Annotated in this window: 15 protein-coding genes; 10 read left to right on the top strand and 5 right to left on the bottom strand. The window is 73.6% G+C overall.

The features are described 5' to 3' along the window. The first annotated feature begins 10 nt into the window (after positions 1-10). The 3 genes from RTA_RS01910 to RTA_RS01900 all read left to right on the top strand — a co-directional run bounded on the left by RTA_RS01910 (position 11) and on the right by RTA_RS01900 (position 2,213). Positions 11-1,459: a hydroxysqualene dehydroxylase gene (locus RTA_RS01910; protein ID WP_013899684.1), complete on the top strand. Its 1,449-nt coding sequence runs from the start codon at positions 11-13 to the stop codon at positions 1,457-1,459. 29 nt (positions 1,460-1,488) lie between these two features. Then, the gene (locus tag RTA_RS01905; RefSeq protein WP_013899683.1) at positions 1,489-1,755 is read left to right on the top strand and encodes an RNA polymerase subunit sigma-32; all 267 of its coding nucleotides are present in this window, start codon (positions 1,489-1,491) and stop codon (positions 1,753-1,755) included. 80 nt (positions 1,756-1,835) lie between these two features. After that, complete coding sequence (locus tag RTA_RS01900; RefSeq protein ID WP_041674960.1) at positions 1,836-2,213, top strand: response regulator; 378 nt, start codon at positions 1,836-1,838, stop codon at positions 2,211-2,213. Here the strand turns inward: RTA_RS01900 and RTA_RS01895 are convergent. From RTA_RS01895 to RTA_RS01885, 3 genes are read right to left on the bottom strand one after another with little or no spacing between them, the layout of a single operon-like run. Further along, a complete protein-coding gene (locus RTA_RS01895; RefSeq protein WP_049871204.1) occupies positions 2,183-3,217 on the bottom strand; it encodes a YheT family hydrolase in 1,035 nt (344 codons plus the stop codon). The genes RTA_RS01900 and RTA_RS01895 overlap by 31 nt on opposite strands. Before the next feature lie 11 nt (positions 3,218-3,228). Beyond that, entirely contained in the window at positions 3,229-3,678 is a 450-nt protein-coding gene (locus tag RTA_RS01890) for a YybH family protein (protein ID WP_013899681.1), read from the bottom strand. Positions 3,679-3,700: 22 nt separating this feature from the next. After that, positions 3,701-4,453 (bottom strand): hypothetical protein, encoded by a 753-nt coding sequence (locus RTA_RS01885; RefSeq protein WP_013899680.1) that lies wholly within the window; start codon positions 4,451-4,453, stop codon positions 3,701-3,703. Positions 4,454-4,499: 46 nt separating this feature from the next. Between RTA_RS01885 and RTA_RS01880 the strand changes: the two genes are divergently transcribed. The 4 genes from RTA_RS01880 to RTA_RS01865 all read left to right on the top strand — a co-directional run bounded on the left by RTA_RS01880 (position 4,500) and on the right by RTA_RS01865 (position 7,891). Next, positions 4,500-5,126, top strand: a complete 627-nt coding sequence (locus RTA_RS01880) for a LemA family protein (protein ID WP_013899679.1) — start codon at positions 4,500-4,502, stop codon at positions 5,124-5,126. Between the two features lie 26 nt (positions 5,127-5,152). Beyond that, on the top strand, positions 5,153-6,103 hold the full coding sequence (locus tag RTA_RS01875) for a TPM domain-containing protein (protein ID WP_013899678.1): 951 nt from the start codon (positions 5,153-5,155) through the stop codon (positions 6,101-6,103). After that, on the top strand, positions 6,103-6,612 hold the full coding sequence (locus RTA_RS01870) for a TPM domain-containing protein (RefSeq protein WP_013899677.1): 510 nt from the start codon (positions 6,103-6,105) through the stop codon (positions 6,610-6,612). The genes RTA_RS01875 and RTA_RS01870 overlap by 1 nt, the downstream gene beginning before the upstream one ends. Positions 6,613-6,673: 61 nt before the next feature. Further along, on the top strand, positions 6,674-7,891 hold the full coding sequence (locus tag RTA_RS01865) for an MFS transporter (RefSeq protein ID WP_013899676.1): 1,218 nt from the start codon (positions 6,674-6,676) through the stop codon (positions 7,889-7,891). Between the two features lie 19 nt (positions 7,892-7,910). Here RTA_RS01865 and RTA_RS01860 read toward each other — a convergent pair whose 3' ends face one another. Next, complete coding sequence (locus RTA_RS01860) at positions 7,911-9,296, bottom strand: DUF1501 domain-containing protein (protein WP_013899675.1); 1,386 nt, start codon at positions 9,294-9,296, stop codon at positions 7,911-7,913. Positions 9,297-9,312: 16 nt separating this feature from the next. Beyond that, positions 9,313-11,004, bottom strand: a complete 1,692-nt coding sequence (locus tag RTA_RS01855) for a DUF1800 domain-containing protein (RefSeq protein WP_226986100.1) — start codon at positions 11,002-11,004, stop codon at positions 9,313-9,315. Between the two features lie 433 nt (positions 11,005-11,437). Here RTA_RS01855 and RTA_RS01850 point away from each other — a divergent pair, with 433 nt between their 5' ends. Genes RTA_RS01850 through RTA_RS01840 form a run of 3 tightly spaced genes read left to right on the top strand, consistent with a single transcriptional unit; the run spans position 11,438 to position 15,297 of the window. Beyond that, entirely contained in the window at positions 11,438-12,076 is a 639-nt protein-coding gene (locus RTA_RS01850) for a (2Fe-2S)-binding protein (protein ID WP_013899673.1), read from the top strand. A 3-nt stretch (positions 12,077-12,079) separates the two neighbouring features. Next, positions 12,080-13,081, top strand: coding sequence for an FAD binding domain-containing protein (locus RTA_RS01845; protein ID WP_013899672.1), 1,002 nt, complete (start codon positions 12,080-12,082; stop codon positions 13,079-13,081). Continuing rightward, on the top strand, positions 13,078-15,297 hold the full coding sequence (locus tag RTA_RS01840) for a xanthine dehydrogenase family protein molybdopterin-binding subunit (protein ID WP_013899671.1): 2,220 nt from the start codon (positions 13,078-13,080) through the stop codon (positions 15,295-15,297). The genes RTA_RS01845 and RTA_RS01840 overlap by 4 nt, the downstream gene beginning before the upstream one ends. Positions 15,298-15,300: the final 3 nt, after the last annotated feature.

The following is a 15,300-nucleotide window of genomic DNA, read 5'->3' as shown; positions in this document are numbered from 1 at the left end:
AGGTGTCCTGATGAGCGAAGTCCTTATCGCCGGAGGAGGCGTCGCCGGGCTGGCGTGCGCCAGCTGGCTGGCCGGCGCCGGGGTGCGGGTCACGGTGCTGGAAAGCGAAACGTTCCTGGGCGGGCGCGCCAGCAGCTGGACCGACGAGGTGACGGGCGAGCGGGTCGACATCGGGCCGCACGTCCTGAGCAGCGAGCACCGCAACTTCATCGCCCTGCTGGAGCGCCTGGGCACGGCCGGCCAGGTGCGGTGGCAGCCCGATCCGCTGATCACGCTGCTGGACGCCGGCCGCGCGCTGCGCATGCGCGCGCCGGCCTGGCCGGTGCCGCTGCATGGGCTGCCCGCGCTGCCCAACGCGCTGCGCTGCGTGTCGCCGGCGGACCTGCTGTCCAACCTGCGCCTGGCCTGGCGGGCCACCCGCATGGACGAGGCCGCCTGCCTCGCGCTGGACGGCGAGGACGCGCTGGCTTACCTGCGCCGCATGGGCGTCAGCGCGCGCTTCACCGAATGGTTCTTCGCCTCGGCCGTGCTGGCCCTGCTCAACGTCCCGCTGGAGAGCTGCTCGGCGGCCTCGCTGATGCGGGTGTTCCGGCTGATGCTGGGGCGCAGCGGCTGGCATTTCGGCTTCCCGACCGTGGGCCTGGCCGACCTGTTCGTGCCCGGCGCCCGCGCAGCCGTCGAGGCGGCCGGCGGCCGGGTGCTCACCTCGGCCGCGGTGCATGCGCTGCTGGTGCGGGACGGACGCTTCGAAGGCGTCGTCCTGGAGGACGGCCGGCGCCTGCACGCCGGCGCGGCGGTGCTCGCCCTGCCGCCGCAGGCCATCGCCGAGCTCGGGCGGCGCGGCCAGGGGATCGCGCTGGAGGCGCTGGCGCGGGACGCCGACGCGTTCCGGCCCAGCCCCTACGTCAGCACCCTGCTGTGGCTGGACCGGCCGGTGACCGGGGAACGCTTCTGGGCCCGCACGGTCGCGGCGGGCGACCTGAACACCGATTTCTACGAGCTGAACAACATCCGCTCGCCCGGGCAGGGGCGGCCCGCGCTGATCGCCGCGAACGCCATCCACGCGCAGGCGGCCTGGCACTGGAGCGATGCGCAGCTGGTCGAGCGCACGCTGCGCGAGGTGCGCGAGTTCGCGCCGCCCGCGGCCCAGGCCGCCGTGGTGCATTCGCGCGTGCACCGCATCCCCATGGCCATCCCCTGCCCGCAGCCCGGCACCGAGCGCCTGCGCCCGGCCAATGCGACGCCGGTGGAAGGCCTGTGGCTGGCCGGCGACTGGACGGCGACGGCCGTGCCCTGCTCCATGGAAAGCGCGGCGCGGTCGGGCGCGCTGGCCGCCGAGGCGGTGGCCGCACGGCTGGGGCAGCGGCTGGCCGTGGCCGTGCCCGCGCCGGAGACCACCGGCATCGTGGCCGCGCTGCGGCGCCGCAGCGCGCCACCGCGGCGGGCACCCTCGGCATAATCGGCCAGGACGTTCCAACACCAAGCACAATGGTCCGCGACCAAGACGACATCGCCATCGCCTTCTCCCTGTGGGAACAAGCACGCAAGGAGCTGGCCGAGGCCGAGAACCGGCTGTACGACCGGCGCAAGGCCAACACCGATCCCAAGGCGCTGGACGTGCTGGATGCGGAAATCGCGGTGCTGCGGGTGCGGGCCGACCGCCTGCTGGGGCAGGCCATCGAGGCGCTGCGCGAGCAGGCCAACAAGCTGTCGGGCGGCCAGCGCCGCCCGGACCGCCCCGGCAAGAAGAACTGATCGCTGCACGCCAGCCGGCCGCCGATGCGGCCGGCGCACGTCCCTCGGGGTGGCCATCGCCGGCCCGTGGCGGAGTTTGCATGACATTGTCCGTACTGCTCGTCGAAGACTCCGGTGTGCTGCGCAGGTCCCTGCGGGACCTGCTGCACCGCCTGGGCGGCTTCCGGGTCGTGGCCGAGCTCGCGGCCGAGGCACCGGCGCTGCAGTGGCTGCGCGCGCATGCCAGGGGCTGGGACCTGGCCGTGGTGGACCTGGTGCTCGAACAGGGCACGGGCATGGCCGTCATCGCGGCCTGCAAGGCGCAGCCGGTCGCCGGCCGCGTGGTGGTGTTCAGCGACTACGTCACCGACGAGGTGCGCGACTACTGCCTGCGGCTGGGCGCCGACGCGGTGTTCCAGAAGGGCCGCGACGGCACGGCGCTGGCCGACTACTGCGGCGCCCTGCCGCGCCAGGCCTGAGCGGCCGGGCGCAGGCCGGCGGCCGCCATCAGCCAGCGCCCCACCTGCTCGGGCATGGCCCGCACGTGGGCCGGCGGCCGGCCGCTGGGAAAGCCGACGTGGCCGCCGGTGGCCGGTTGCCAGAGCGTCACCCGTGGACCGACCTCGTGCGCGGCCGGCAGGCTGGCCGCCGGCACGAACGGGTCGTTGCGCGCATTCAGCACCAGCGCCGGGATGCGGATGCGGTGCAGGTGCGGCTTGGCCGAGGCGCGGGCCCAGTAGTCGTCGGTGCCCTGAAAGCCGTGCAGCGGCGCGGTAAACACGTTGTCGAAGGCGTAGAGGTCGCGCGCCGCCAGCAGCGCTTCGCGGTCGAACAGGCCGGGGTGCTGGGCCAGCTTGGCCAGGGCCTTGGGCTTCATGCTGCGCAGGAACATGCCGGTGTAGACCAGCCGGTTGAAGCCGCGGCCGATCGCCGTGCCACCGGCCGCCAGGTCGATGGGCGAGCACACGGCAGCCACCGCCGATGCCAGGCGGGCCGCCGCGCCTTCCTGCTCGCCGGCCCAGCGCAGCAGCGCATTGCCGCCCAGCGAGACGCCCACGGCCAGCAGCGGGCCGGGATGCCGCTCGCGCAGCCGCGCCAGGATCCAGCCGATCTCCTCATGGTCGCCCGAGTGGTAGGCGCGCGGCCCGTGGTTGAGCTCGCCGCTGCAGCCGCGGAAGTGCGGTACCACGTAGGCCAGCCCGTGGGCGCGGGCGAAGTCGGCAAAGGCCTCGGCATAGTGGCTGCGCGAGGAGCCTTCCAGCCCATGGAACAGCACCAGGAGACCGTGAGCCCCCACGCTTGCCACTGCGTGCGCTGCGCTGCCCCCTGCCAGCCAATCCAGGTCGATGAAGTCGCCGTCGGGCGCGGTCCAGCGCTCGCGCCGGTAGCGCACCGGCCCGCCGAACACGCGCCGCGCGAACAGGGCCGGCCAGATGGTCTGCAGGTTGCCGCCGGGCAGCCAGGCCGGCGCTGCGTACTCCATGCCTGCCACGCTCAGTGCAGCACCTGCGGCCCGTCCGCCACCTCCAGGGTCTCGCTGGAGCTGCCCGGGCTGGCGTGGTGAGCCACCAGGCGCCAGCCCTGGGCGGTCTTGAGGTAGACGTTGGTGGCGACCACCCAGGCGTTGCGCGGGCCGCCGGGCGTGAGCACCTCCACCCGCTCGACCAGGTGGTGCACCGCGCTGCCCACCGATTCGATCTTGCGCAGCCGCTCCGGCCAGGCGCGGATGCTGCCGTTGGCGAACATGGCCTCGAAGGTGGCGCGGATGGCCATGGCGCCCACCACCCGCGGGCCGCCCGGGTGGATGCAGACGATGTCGTCCTCGTCGGCCCAGCAAGCCATCAGCTTGTCGATGTCGCCGCTCTGCAGCGCGTCGTAGAACGCGGCCTCCACGTCGTCGGCGTTCCCCTCGAGGTTGGCGGCCTGGAGCTTGGTCTTGCGCATGGCTGCGGGATTGTGCCTCGGCCTACGCGATCAGCCACTGCCGGGCCACCGCCTGCAGCTCGCCCTGGGCGGCGCGCCACACGGTCTCGGGCGCGGCGATGTGGATGCCCGGCGGCGCGGTGGCCAGCGCCACCGCCAGCAGCTCGGCCACCTTGGCGGCGCGCACCGGCTGCTCGCTGCCCGGCACCATGTAGCGGGTGATGGACAGCATCCAGCGCGCCAGCGCCGGCAAGGCGGCCAGGCGGGCCTCGGGCGGCTTGCGCGCCGAGCGGATGACGATCAGCCGCTCGAAGCCCAGCGCCGCCACGGCATGCTCGTCCAGGCTGGCCAGGCCGCGCTGCAGCGCCTGCGGCAGGCGGCCCTGGTCGTGCGGCAGCACCACGGCCAGCGTGGCCACGCCGCTGCCGCGCATCCAGCGCGCCAGTGCCGGCAGCTGCAGCGGCTGCGGCGCCCACAGCGCGCGCTCGCGGTCGTTGAACAGGCGCGGCGGCTCGAACAGCACGATGCCGGTGCGGTCCGCGCCCGCCAGCGCCGGCCAGTCCTGCGGCGTGTCGGAAGGCACGAGCTGGCTGGCCACGCCGCGCAGCCCGGCCCTGATCGGCTCGCGGGCCAGCACCCGGACCGTGCCGAAGGCGCGCGCGGCCAGCAGGCGCTGCAGCACCTCGGCGCCCAGCACCCCGGTGGCGCCGGCCACCAGCACCTCGGCGCGCGAGCCGGCCGGCGCGGCGGCCGGCCGCTGCCCGGCCTGCAGGGCTTGAATCGGGTCCACATGCATCGCATCTATGCTACCTTGGCCGTTGGACCGAACCGGAGAAACAAGAATGCGGACCCTGCGAAGCTTGACACGATGGCTGGCCCTCCTCGCCACGGCCCTGGCCGTGAGCGGCTGCGGCTACAACGAATTCCAGCGCCTGGACGAGCAGACCCGCGCCGCCTGGAGCGAGGTGCTCAACCAGTACCAGCGCCGCGCCGACCTGGTGCCCAACCTGGTGGCCACCGTCAAGGGCGAGGCCAACTTCGAGCAGGAGACGCTGACCCGCGTGATCGACGCGCGCGCCAAGGCCACCTCGGTGCAGGTCACGCCCGAGACGCTGAACGACCCGCAGGCCTTCCAGCGCTTCCAGCAGGCGCAGGGCGAGCTGTCCTCCGCGCTCAGTCGGCTGCTGGTGGTGAGCGAGCGCTACCCGGACCTCAAGGCCAACCAGGGCTTCCGCGACCTGCGGGTGCAATTGGAAGGCACGGAGAACCGCATCACCGTCGCGCGCAACCGCTACATCCAGGCGGTGCAGCAGTACAACGTGCTGGCGCGCAGCTTTCCCACCAACCTGACGGCGATGGCGTTCAACTACGAGCCCAAGCCCAGCTTCACCGTGCAGAACGAGGCCGAGATCTCCGCGCCGCCGCGGGTGGACTTCGGCACCGGCGGCGCCAGCGCGCCCGCCCGCTGATCCCAGCGCTGCCGGTGCAATTCCGCATGGATGCCGCCCGCCTGCACTGGGCGCGAGCAGCCCTCGCCTTGCTGGCGCTGCTGCTGTTGGCCGCGCTGGCGCGCGCCCAGGACGTGCTGCCCGTGCCCGAGCTCACGGCGCGGGTGATCGACCAGACCGGCACGCTGGACCCCGTCCAGCGCCAGGGCATCGAGGAGCGGCTGGCGCAGATCGAGCGCGGCAAGGGCTCGCAGGTGGTGTTCCTGATGGTGCCCACCACGCAGCCGGAGGACATCGCCAGCTACGCCAACCGCGTCGCCAACACCTGGAAGATCGGCCGGCGCGAGGTGGGCGACGGCGTGCTGCTGATCGTGGCCAAGGACGACCGCCGGGTGCGCATCGAGGTGGCCAAGACGCTGGAGGGCGCCATCCCCGACCTGGCGGCGCGGCAGATCATCGAAGATGCCATCACGCCGGCGTTCCGCCGCGGCGACTACGCGGGCGGCCTGCAGGCCGCGGCCGACCAGATTGCCGCGCGCATCAACAACGAGCCGCTGCCGGCGCCGCAGCAGCAGCGCACGCCCGGCGGCGGCGCTGCCGGCGCGGGGGGCTTCAACTTCTTCGATCTGGCGATCTTCCTGTTCTTCGCCGTGCCCATCGCCGGGGCGGTGCTGCGCGGCGTCTTCGGCCGCAAGCTGGGCGCCCTGGTCACCGGCGGCGGCGTGGGCGGCATCGCGCTGCTCATCACCTCCAGCCTGGTGGTGGCCGGCGTCGCCGGCCTGGTGGCCCTGCTGATCACCCTGGTGTCCGGCGGCTTCGGCGCCGGCCTGGGCGGCCGCCGCCGCGGGTACGGCGGCGGCTGGGTGGCCGGGCCCTACATCGGCGGCGGCTTTGGCGGCGGGGGCTGGGGCGGCGGCGCCGGGGGCTTCGGCGGCGGCGGCTTCGGCTCGGGCGGCGGTGGCGATTTCGGCGGCGGCGGCGCCTCGGGAGACTGGTGATGGTGTCCAAGATCCGACGATTGCTCAAGCACCGCTGGCTCGATGACTTCGACACCCGGCGTGCCCTGCCGCCCGAGCTGCTGGAGCGCCTGGCAGGGCGCGTGGCAGCGAGCGAGCGCCGCCACAGCGGCGAGATCCGCCTCTACGTCGAGGCCGGCCTGCCCAACAGCTACATCTGGCGCGGCGCGACGGCGCGCGAGCGCGCGGTGGCCCTGTTCGGCAAGCTGCGCGTCTGGGACACCGAGCAGAACAACGGCGTGCTGATCTACCTGCTGCTGGCCGAGCACGCCATCGAGATCGTGGCCGATCGCGGTCTGGCGCGCCAGGTGGAGGCGCACGACTGGCAGGCCATCGTCGCCCACATGCGCCAGGCGTTCCGCGAGGGCCGCTTCGAGGACGGCCTCACCCAGGCGCTGGAGGAGGTGTCGGCGCTGCTGGTGCGGCACTTCCCCCTGGCCCCGGGCCAGGCCAACCCCAACGAGCTGCCCGACGCGCCGGTGGTCGGCTAGCGCCCGGATCGCAGGTCCGGAAACGGCAAGTGGGCGCGGCCGCGGCGCGGCAGCATGCGCCATGCCCGCCTACCCCTCGCCCGCCTTGCAACGGTTGGTCCTGTCCAACCTGGCGGCGCAATCGGCCGAGCAGATCAGCCTGGCGGCGCTGCCCATGGTCGCCGTGCTGGCGCTGGGCGCCGGGGCCGCCGAGATCGGCCTGCTGGCGGCGGCGCAGTCGCTGCCCTTCCTGCTGGCGTCCATCCCGCTGGGCCTGCTGGCCGACCGGCTGCCGCGCCGGCGCGTGATGCTGGCCTGCGAGCTGCTGCGGATGCTGTCGCTGGCGGCCCTGCTGGCCGGCTGGCTGACCGGGACGCTGAGCCTGGCGGGCATGGCGGTGCTGGGCTTCCTGGGCGCGGTGGGCACGGTCGGCTACAGTGTGGCTGCGCCGGCCCTGGTGCCCCACCTGGTGGAGCGGGCCGCCCTGGCCCGCGCCAACGGCCGGCTCGAACTGGCGCGCAGTGCGGCCTTCGCGGCCGGGCCGGCCGTGGCCGGCGCGCTGGTCGCCTGGGCCGGCGCGGGCGCCGCCTTCGTGCTGGCGGCGGTGCTGTCCGGAGCGGCCGTGGGCTGGCTTTGGCGCCTGCGCGAGCCGCCCCGCAGCCCGGCGCCGGCCCGGCGGGTGCGCGAGGAGCTGGCCGAAGGCCTGCACCAGGCCTGGCGCCAACCCCTGCTGCGGCCCATGCTGCTGACGGCGCTGGCCTGGAACCTCTCCTGGTTCGTGCTGCAGGCCGCCTACGTGCCGTATGCGATGCGCGGCATGGGCCTGGGGCCCGGCGCGGTGGGCGCCACGCTGGCCGCCTACGGGGCCGGCATGGTGGCCGGCGCGCTGGCCACGCCCCGCCTGCTGGCAGGGCTGCCGTTCGGCCGCGCCGTCCAGCTCGGGCCGCTGGTGTCGGTGGTCGCCGCGGCGGCGATGGCGGCCACGCTGTGGCGGCCGGGCGCGGCGCTGGCGCTGCTGTCCTTCCTGTTGTTCGGCGCCGGGCCCATGGTGTGGACCATCACCTCGACCACCTTGCGGCAGGCGGTCACGCCGGCCGAGCGGCTGGGCCGGGTGTCGGCGGTGTTCCTCACGGCCAACGCCGGGGCCCGGCCGCTGGGCGCGCTGCTGGGCGGCTGGGTCGGCGCCCACTGGGGCGAGGCCGCCTGCCTGCTGCTGGCCCTGGCTGGCTTCATCCTGCAGGCCGGCATCGTGCTGGCCTCGCCGCTGGGCGCGCTGCGGCGCCTGCCGGCCGCGGGCTGAAAAGCCCCACCCTGCGCGCTCAGGCGCGCAGGAAGTTCAAGCCGCGCGCCGAGCCGAAGTTGCGCAGGTTCGGCAGCACGCCGTCGATCTGGCCCTCGCCCAGTCCCCACCAGCGCAGCAGCGTGGCCGCGTACTGGTCCACCGAGGCGGTGGGCACCCAGCGGCCCAGGCGCTCCCACTGCGCCTGGCCGGCATCGTCCGGGCCGCCCAGCGCCAGCTCCGGATAACGGCCGTAGGTCGCGTTGCCAATCACGGCGCCGCCCAGCACCAGCTGGTGGTTGCCCCAGGCATGGTCGGTGCCCCGGCTGGAGTTGGGCGCGAAGGTGCGGCCGAAATCGCTTTGCGTGAAGGTGGTGACGTTGGCGGCCAGGCCCAGATCCTCGGTGGCGGCATGGAACGCCGCCATCGCATCGGCCAGGGTCTTGAGCAGGTTGGCATGGGTGCCCTGCAGCACGTCGGTGCCGATCTGGTTGCCATGGGTGTCGAAGCCGCCCAGCGTGGCGAAGTAGATGTGGCGCGAGCCGCCCAGGCCGGCGGGCAGGTTGGCGCGGTACTCGATCAGCTTGGCTATCTGGTAGAGCTGCCTGGCCAGCGGCGTGGTGAGCGCGCGCTGGGCGTCGATCAGCGGCGCGAAGGCGCTGTTGATGGCCTCCCCCGGGTTGTCCTTGGGGTTGATGCGCAGGGTCGGCCCCAGCTGGTCGGCCAGTGCCATGGCCTCGCGCTGCCGGCCGGCATAGGCGTTGTGCAGGATCTGCTCGCTGCTTTCGGCATGCAGGGTGCGCAGCGCGGCCAGGCGCGCCGCGTTCTGGTTGCCGAACCAGCCCTCCAGGCCGAAGGCGGCGCCCGGCGCCGGGAACACCAGGGCCGCCTGATGCTCGGTCAGCCCGAAGCGGCCGTTGCCGCCGCCGGCCATCACGGTGCCGGAACGCGCCGCGGCCGCGCGCCCGCCCCAGCCGCTCAGGCGGCTGGCGTCGTGGTGCGCCGTCTCCCACAGCAGCTGCTGGTGGTGGTGCGAGAACAGGCTTTCGGGCACGGTCTTGCCGCGCGCCTTGTGGTTCAGGTACTCGTCGCGGGTGAGCGGCTGGTACAGCGGCCCCACGTTGAACACCGGCGCCAGCGACTGCGCGGCCCAGGCCGGCGCCAGCGCCGCCATGGACGGGTGCAGGCCATAGTCGGCGCCCAGCGGGACCAGCGACCCCTGCGGCAGCGCCAGGGCCTTGCGCACCGCGGCGTACTGGCCGTGGCGCCCGGCGTCGCGCGGCACCACCATGTTCATGCCGTCGTTGCCGCCGTACAGGAAGATGCACACCAGGGCGCGGTAGTCGGTGGACTGGGCGCGGGCCGGCGACGCCAGGCCGGCGGCCAGCGAGGCGCCGGCGGCGGAGAGGAACTGTCTGCGTTGCATGTTGGCTTTCGTCGGTTCAGCGGGTGACCTGGTAGTGCGGCGAGGCGAACACCAGGTAGGCGGCGGTCTTGATGCGCTCGTGCAGGTAGGCCGGGGCGCCGGCGCGGCTGTCCCAGGCGGCCACCGCGTCGATGATGGCCTGGCGCCCGGCCGGGCTCATGCGCCCGCCCACCGCCAGCCGCAGCATGCGGTCGACCAGCCGGGCCGGGTCGGCCGCATCGGCCTCGAAGGCCTGGAGGTCCACCCGCGTGCCCAGTGCGTCGGCCATGCCGGCGCTGGGCGCCGCGCCGCCCCAGTACAGCAGGAAATTGAGGTAGTTGATGCGCGCCAGGCCGCTGCCGGCGTTGAGGATGCCGAACTGCGGGCCTTGCAGCGCCGTGCCGGCCACCGGGTAGTCGGGCGGGTAGAAGTTGAACACCGAGGACGGGCGGAACACGTGCTGGCCCAGGTCGGCGCCCCACGACCAGGTCAGCACCCTGCCGTCGGTCTGGCCGCCCAGCGCGCGCAGCACGCCGGCGAAGTACTGCACCGGCTCGCGCAGCCGCCCGGCCTGGGCGCCGGCCGAGTCGCCGCGCGCCTCCGGGTCGAGCAGCACGGCGGCGACGGTGGCCTGCAGGTCGCCCTTGGTGCCCGAGCCGAAAGGCGCGTGGCGGCCGGTGTCGAAGGCGGTGGCGACGCGCCGCACGTAGGCCGGCGAGGGATTGCTGGTTACCAGGTGCTGGATCAGCTGGCGGCCGATGAAGGGGCCGATGTTGGGATGGGCCATCAGGCTGTCCAGCACCCCCTGAAGGGCCGCAGGCGCGCCGCGGCCGGCCGGCAGCGTCACGCCCGACAGCAAGGCGCGCGGCTGGTCGTCGTGTGCGCCGGGGCGCGGCACCATGTCGCCCTGGTAGTAGCGGCAGTTGCCGTCGGGACCGCCCGTGCCCTGGCACCAGGGGGAGGCCCCACCCGCGGGATAGGTCCAGCCGGTCAGGGCGTAGGCATAGGCGCGCACCTGGGCGTTGTCGTAGGTCGGCTGGCAGGCGCCGCCGCGCAGGTTGCCGTCGGCCTCCAGCTCGCAGGTGCCCAGCGAGAACAGCTGCAGCAGCTCGCGCGCGAAGTTCTCGTTGGGGTCGGTCCTGTCGTTGTTCAGGTTGTTCAGGTAGTCGCCCATCAGCGGTGACAGCGCGACCTTCTCCAGCACCGTGCGCCAGTTGCCGAAGGCATGCGCCAGGAACAGGTTCTGGTAGTGGCGCAGGCCGTAGGTGCCCTCCACCTCCAGCGACGAGACCACCAGGATCTGCTGCAGCGCGAGCGCCACCCGCTGGCGCAGCTGGTCGGGCCGGCTCACCGCGTTGCGGAAGAAGTCCGACGCCAGCGGCTCGTGCGAGTAGTTGTCGGCCCAGCAGCTGGCGCCCAGGTTGTTGTCGGCGCAGTAGTCGCGGCCGGTGTAGCGGTGGATGGCGTCGCTGCCGCCGCGCGTGTAGCGCGAGACGTCGGCGCGCATCTGCTGCGCGACCCAGCGCGCCGGACCGTCGGCCATGATCGCCTGCAGCATCGCCTCGGTGGCGCCGAAGCTGGCCTGGTCGGCCAGGCGCGAGGCGTCGGCCAGCGAGGTGGGCTGTGCCGCCACGTCGGGCACGCTGGCCGGGCCGCCGGCCGTCGAGGAAGCGCTGCCGTCCGCACCACCGCCTCCGCCGCCGCCGCACCCGGCCAACAGCGCTGCCAAGGCCAGCGCCGACGCGGCACGCAGGTGCCAGCGCGCACGGCTTCCCTTGTGTTTTCCTCCGGTTGGCCACCCTGCCGGTGCCGGCATGCCCTCACCACGCTTCATGCTGTTCTTCCTGTTGAGCTAGAGCAGGCGACGGTACGTAAAGCTCAAGTGTGGAACTGTGTGGGACCGTGAGAGCTGGTTACTGTCGCGCTTTTGTCCTACGCGAACGTAGGACACATCTGACAGTCAATTAGCTCAGCTTTGCAGTGCACATGGCTCATCGAAGGCTTAGCAAATGGATACACACTGCCGGGGGTCGCCCGAGCTCTTCGGTGTCCGGCGTTCATGAATGCGGCGCATAACGGCAATCGCGCCGGACCGGCCCGCAAGCCGGGAGAGGCGCGTAGATTGGCCGCTTCCGCAAGCGCCAGAACCGAAGGGCTCTCCCATGACCGACAACGATGAGACTGCACCGGCCGCACCGACACAGGTGCGCCGCCGCGACGTGCTGAAGGCAACGGCCGCCACCGGCGCCGCGGCGGCGGCCGCCCCGCTCCTGGCCGGCGCTGCGCCGGCCCAGGCGCAGTCGCGCGAACGCGAGCCCGCCGCCGCAGGCGCCCTCCCGGTCGTGCTGCGCATCAACGGGGCCGAGCACCGCCTCCAGTTGGACCCGCGAACGACGCTGCTCGACGCCCTGCGCGAGCACCTGCACCTGACCGGTGCCAAGAAGGGCTGCGGCCTCGGCCAGTGCGGCGCGTGCACGGTGCTGATGGACGGGCAGCGGGTGAAGTCGTGCCTGTCGCTGGCCGCGCTGGCCGAAGGCCGCGAGGTCACCACCATCGAAGGCCTCGCGCAAGGCGAACAGCTGCACCCGCTGCAGGCCGCCTTCATCGAGCGCGACGCCTTCCAGTGCGGCTACTGCACCTCGGGACAGATCATGGCCGGGGTGGCCTGCATCGCGGAAGGCCACGCGGGCTCGCCGCAGGAGATCCGCGACTGGATGAGCGGCAACCTCTGCCGCTGCGGCGCGTACGACCACATCGTCCTCGCCATCCAGGACGCCGCCGGCCGCAGGCAGGGGGGCTGAGGCATGCACCCGTTCACGCTCGAGCGCCCGCAGACCCTGGCCGCCGCCCTTGCGCTGCGCGCGCAGGCGGGCCGCAATGACGCGGCCACCGAATACATCGCCGGCGGGACCGACATGGTCCAGCTGCTGCAGGAGGACGTGCGCCGCCCCGCGCGCCTGGTCAGCCTGGGCCGGCTCCTCGACTGCGGCATCGAGGTCACGCCGGGTGGCGTGCGCCTGGGAGCCGGCGCCACGATGGCGGCCGCGGCCGCGCATCCCGAGATGGCCCGGCAGTTTCCCGTGGTGAGCGAAGCGCTGCTGAACTCGGCCAGCCCGCAGGTCCGCAACGTGGCCACGATCGGCGGCAACCTGCTGCAGCGCACGCGCTGCCCCTACTTCCGCGACACCGGCTATGCCGAATGCAACAAGCGCCAGCCCGGCTCCGGCTGCGCGGCCCTGGGCGGCGAGAACCGCTGGAATGCCGTGCTCGGCGGCAGCGACGCCTGCATCGCCACCCATGCGTCCGACCTGGCCGTGGCGCTGGTCGCGCTCGATGCCGTCGTGCACCTGCGCGGCGCGCGGGGCGAACGCCAGGTGCCGCTGCGCGACTTCCACCGGCTCCCCGGATCGACGCCGCACCTGGAGGCGGACCTGCGCCCCGGCGAGGTCATCGCGGCCATCACCCTGCCGGCGCATCCGGCAGCGCGCCGCTCGCACTACCTCAAGGTGCGCGACCGGGCGTCCTTCGAGTTCGCCGTCGTCTCGGCCGCGGTGGCCCTGGACCTGCGGCCCGATGGCCGGATCGGGCAGGCGCGCGTGGCCGTCGGCGGGGTGGGCACCAAGCCCTGGCGCCTGCCGCAGGTCGAAGCGGCGCTTGCCGGCGCGGCGCTGCAGCGCGATGCGCTGCGGCAGGCGGCGCGGCTGGCGGCCCAAGGCGCCCAGGGGCGCGGGCACAACGACTTCAAGATCGAGCTGATGCAGCGCGCCATCGTGCGGGCCATCGAGACCGCGGGAGAACGCGCATGAGCACCAGCACCAGCACCAGCACCAGCACCAGCACCAGCACCAGCACCAGCACCAGCACCAGCACCAGCACCAGCACCAGCGCCATCGGGCAACCCGCGAGCCGGGTCGACGGGCGCCTGAAGGTCACCGGCCGCGCCAGCTACGCCGCCGAGTTCCAGGCCCCCAACCTCGCGCATGCGGCCGTGGTGCGCAGCACCATCGCGCGCGGACGGATTTCCGCGATCGAGACGGCTCGCGCCGAGCGCGCGCCCGGCGTCATCGCCGTGCTCACCCACCGGAACACGCCGCGCCTGCCCTACCGGCCGCACAAGGGCGCGACCGACCCGGCCCAGGGCGAACGCCTGCACGTGCTGCAGGACGAGCGCGTGCACCACCAGGGCCAGCCCATCGCCCTGGTCGTCGCGCAGACGCTCGAGCAGGCGCAGCACGCCGCGAGCCTGGTGCGCGCCACCTATGCCTCCGAGCCGGCGGTGCTGGACGTGTCCAAGGCCGGGCCGGTGCTGCCTACCCAGGAGAAGACGGACCAGGGCGCCGCCACGCCGCCGCAAACGCGGCGGGGCGATCCCGACGCAGCGCTCGCGGCCGCGCCGCGCAAGGTCGACCAGCAGTACGTGATCCCGCGGGAGCACCACAACCCGATCGAACTGCACGCCACCATCGCCGCCTGGGAGGGCGAGCGCCTCACGCTGTGGGACAAGACCCAGTGGGTGCACAACGTGGCCGACGAGATCGGGGCGGTGTTCGGCACTCCCGCCGCCAACATCCGCGTGGTGTCGCCCTTCGTCGGCGGCGCGTTCGGTTCGGGGCTGCGCACCTGGCCCCACGTGACGCTGGCCGCCCTCGGCGCACGCGCCACCGGCCGGCCCGTGAAGCTGGTGCTGTCGCGCCGGGAGATGTACTACGGCACCGGCTACCGGCCGCACACGGTGCAGCGGGTGGCGCTGGGCGCGTCGCCAGATGGCAGGCTGCAGGCGATCGTGCACGACGGATGGCAGGAGACGTCCACCTACGAGGAGTTCTCCGAGGCCCTGCTGAACGCCACCCGCGTCCTCCACTCCTGCCCGAACGTGTCCACGCGGCACCGCATCGCGCGGCTGAGCGTGCACACCCCCACGTACATGCGCGCGCCCGGCGAAGCCAGCGGCGTGTTCGCGCTGGAGTGCGCGATGGACGAGCTGGCCGCGCAGCTGGGGATCGATCCGGTGGAACTGCGGCTGCGCAACGAGCCGCAGCGCGACGAGTTCCGCAACCTGCCGTTCTCCAGCCGCGCCACGCGCGAGGCCTACCGGCTGGCGGCCGAGCGCTTCGGCTGGAGCCGGCGCAACCCGGCCACCGGGTCGATGCGCGACGGTCGTTGGCTGATCGGCTGGGGCATGGCCACGGCCACCTACCCGATGAACTTCGCGCCCGCGTCGGCCCGCGCCCGGCTCCTGCCCGACGGCACGGCGGAGGTGAGCACCGCGTCCAGCGACATGGGGCCGGGCACCTGGACCTCGATGACGCAGGTGGCCGCCGAAACGCTGGGCCTGCCCATGGACCGCGTGCGCTTCATGCTCGGCGACACCCGGCTGCCCAGGGCACCGGTGCACGGCGGCTCGATGACCATGGCCAGCGTGGGCAGCGCCGTCCAGGCCGCGTGCCGCAAGGTGCGGCAGGACGCCCTCGCACGGGCCGGGATCGGCGGCGACATCGCCGACGTCGGCGAAGCCATGCGCAGGCTGGGACGGCCCGTGGAGGCCACCGAGTCCGCCGCACCCGACGAGCAGAGCAAGGGCTTTTCCAAGCACGCATTCGGCGCCGTCTTCGTGGAAGTGGCCGTCGACCCCGACCTGGGCGAGACCCGCGTGCGGCGCATGGTGGGCGCCTACGGCGCGGGGCGCGTCATCAACCCGAAGCTGGCCCGCAGCCAGTGCATCGGCGGCATGATCGGCGGCATCGGCATGGCGCTGATGGAGCACTCGGTCGTGGACGGCCGCAACGGGCGCATGCCGAACGCGAACCTGGCCGAGTACGCCGTTCCGGTCCATGCCGATGCGCCGCCGGTCATGGAGGTGATCTTCGTGCCGGAGGAGGACCCGCACCTCAACCCGCTGGGCGTCAAGGGCCTGGGCGAGATCGCGATGGTGGGGGTCGCGCCGGCGATCCTCAACGCGATCCACCACGCCACCGGCAGGCGCATCCGCCAGCTGCCGGCCACGCCGGACAAGCTGTTGTGACCG

The sequence above is a fragment of the Ramlibacter tataouinensis TTB310 genome (assembly GCF_000215705.1).
Classification (GTDB): Bacteria; Pseudomonadota; Gammaproteobacteria; order Burkholderiales; family Burkholderiaceae_C; genus Ramlibacter; species Ramlibacter tataouinensis.
The sequence above is the reverse complement of the archived record's forward strand: the minus strand, read 5'-3'. Positions and strand labels throughout refer to the sequence as shown.

What these genes read in the sequence shown, in the direction of transcription:
- RTA_RS01910 (WP_013899684.1), top strand. Translation starts at nt 11, where the DNA reads ATGAGCGAAGTCCTTATCGCCGGAGGAGGCGTCGCCGGGCTGGCGTGC.
- RTA_RS01905 (WP_013899683.1), top strand. Translation starts at nt 1,489, where the DNA reads ATGGTCCGCGACCAAGACGACATCGCCATCGCCTTCTCCCTGTGGGAA.
- RTA_RS01900 (WP_041674960.1), top strand. Translation starts at nt 1,836, where the DNA reads ATGACATTGTCCGTACTGCTCGTCGAAGACTCCGGTGTGCTGCGCAGG.
- RTA_RS01895 (WP_049871204.1), bottom strand. Translation starts at nt 3,217, where the DNA reads ATGGAGTACGCAGCGCCGGCCTGGCTGCCCGGCGGCAACCTGCAGACC.
- RTA_RS01890 (WP_013899681.1), bottom strand. Translation starts at nt 3,678, where the DNA reads ATGCGCAAGACCAAGCTCCAGGCCGCCAACCTCGAGGGGAACGCCGAC.
- RTA_RS01885 (WP_013899680.1), bottom strand. Translation starts at nt 4,453, where the DNA reads ATGCATGTGGACCCGATTCAAGCCCTGCAGGCCGGGCAGCGGCCGGCC.
- RTA_RS01880 (WP_013899679.1), top strand. Translation starts at nt 4,500, where the DNA reads ATGCGGACCCTGCGAAGCTTGACACGATGGCTGGCCCTCCTCGCCACG.
- RTA_RS01875 (WP_013899678.1), top strand. Translation starts at nt 5,153, where the DNA reads ATGGATGCCGCCCGCCTGCACTGGGCGCGAGCAGCCCTCGCCTTGCTG.
- RTA_RS01870 (WP_013899677.1), top strand. Translation starts at nt 6,103, where the DNA reads ATGGTGTCCAAGATCCGACGATTGCTCAAGCACCGCTGGCTCGATGAC.
- RTA_RS01865 (WP_013899676.1), top strand. Translation starts at nt 6,674, where the DNA reads ATGCCCGCCTACCCCTCGCCCGCCTTGCAACGGTTGGTCCTGTCCAAC.
- RTA_RS01860 (WP_013899675.1), bottom strand. Translation starts at nt 9,296, where the DNA reads ATGCAACGCAGACAGTTCCTCTCCGCCGCCGGCGCCTCGCTGGCCGCC.
- RTA_RS01850 (WP_013899673.1), top strand. Translation starts at nt 11,438, where the DNA reads ATGACCGACAACGATGAGACTGCACCGGCCGCACCGACACAGGTGCGC.
- RTA_RS01845 (WP_013899672.1), top strand. Translation starts at nt 12,080, where the DNA reads ATGCACCCGTTCACGCTCGAGCGCCCGCAGACCCTGGCCGCCGCCCTT.
- RTA_RS01840 (WP_013899671.1), top strand. Translation starts at nt 13,078, where the DNA reads ATGAGCACCAGCACCAGCACCAGCACCAGCACCAGCACCAGCACCAGC.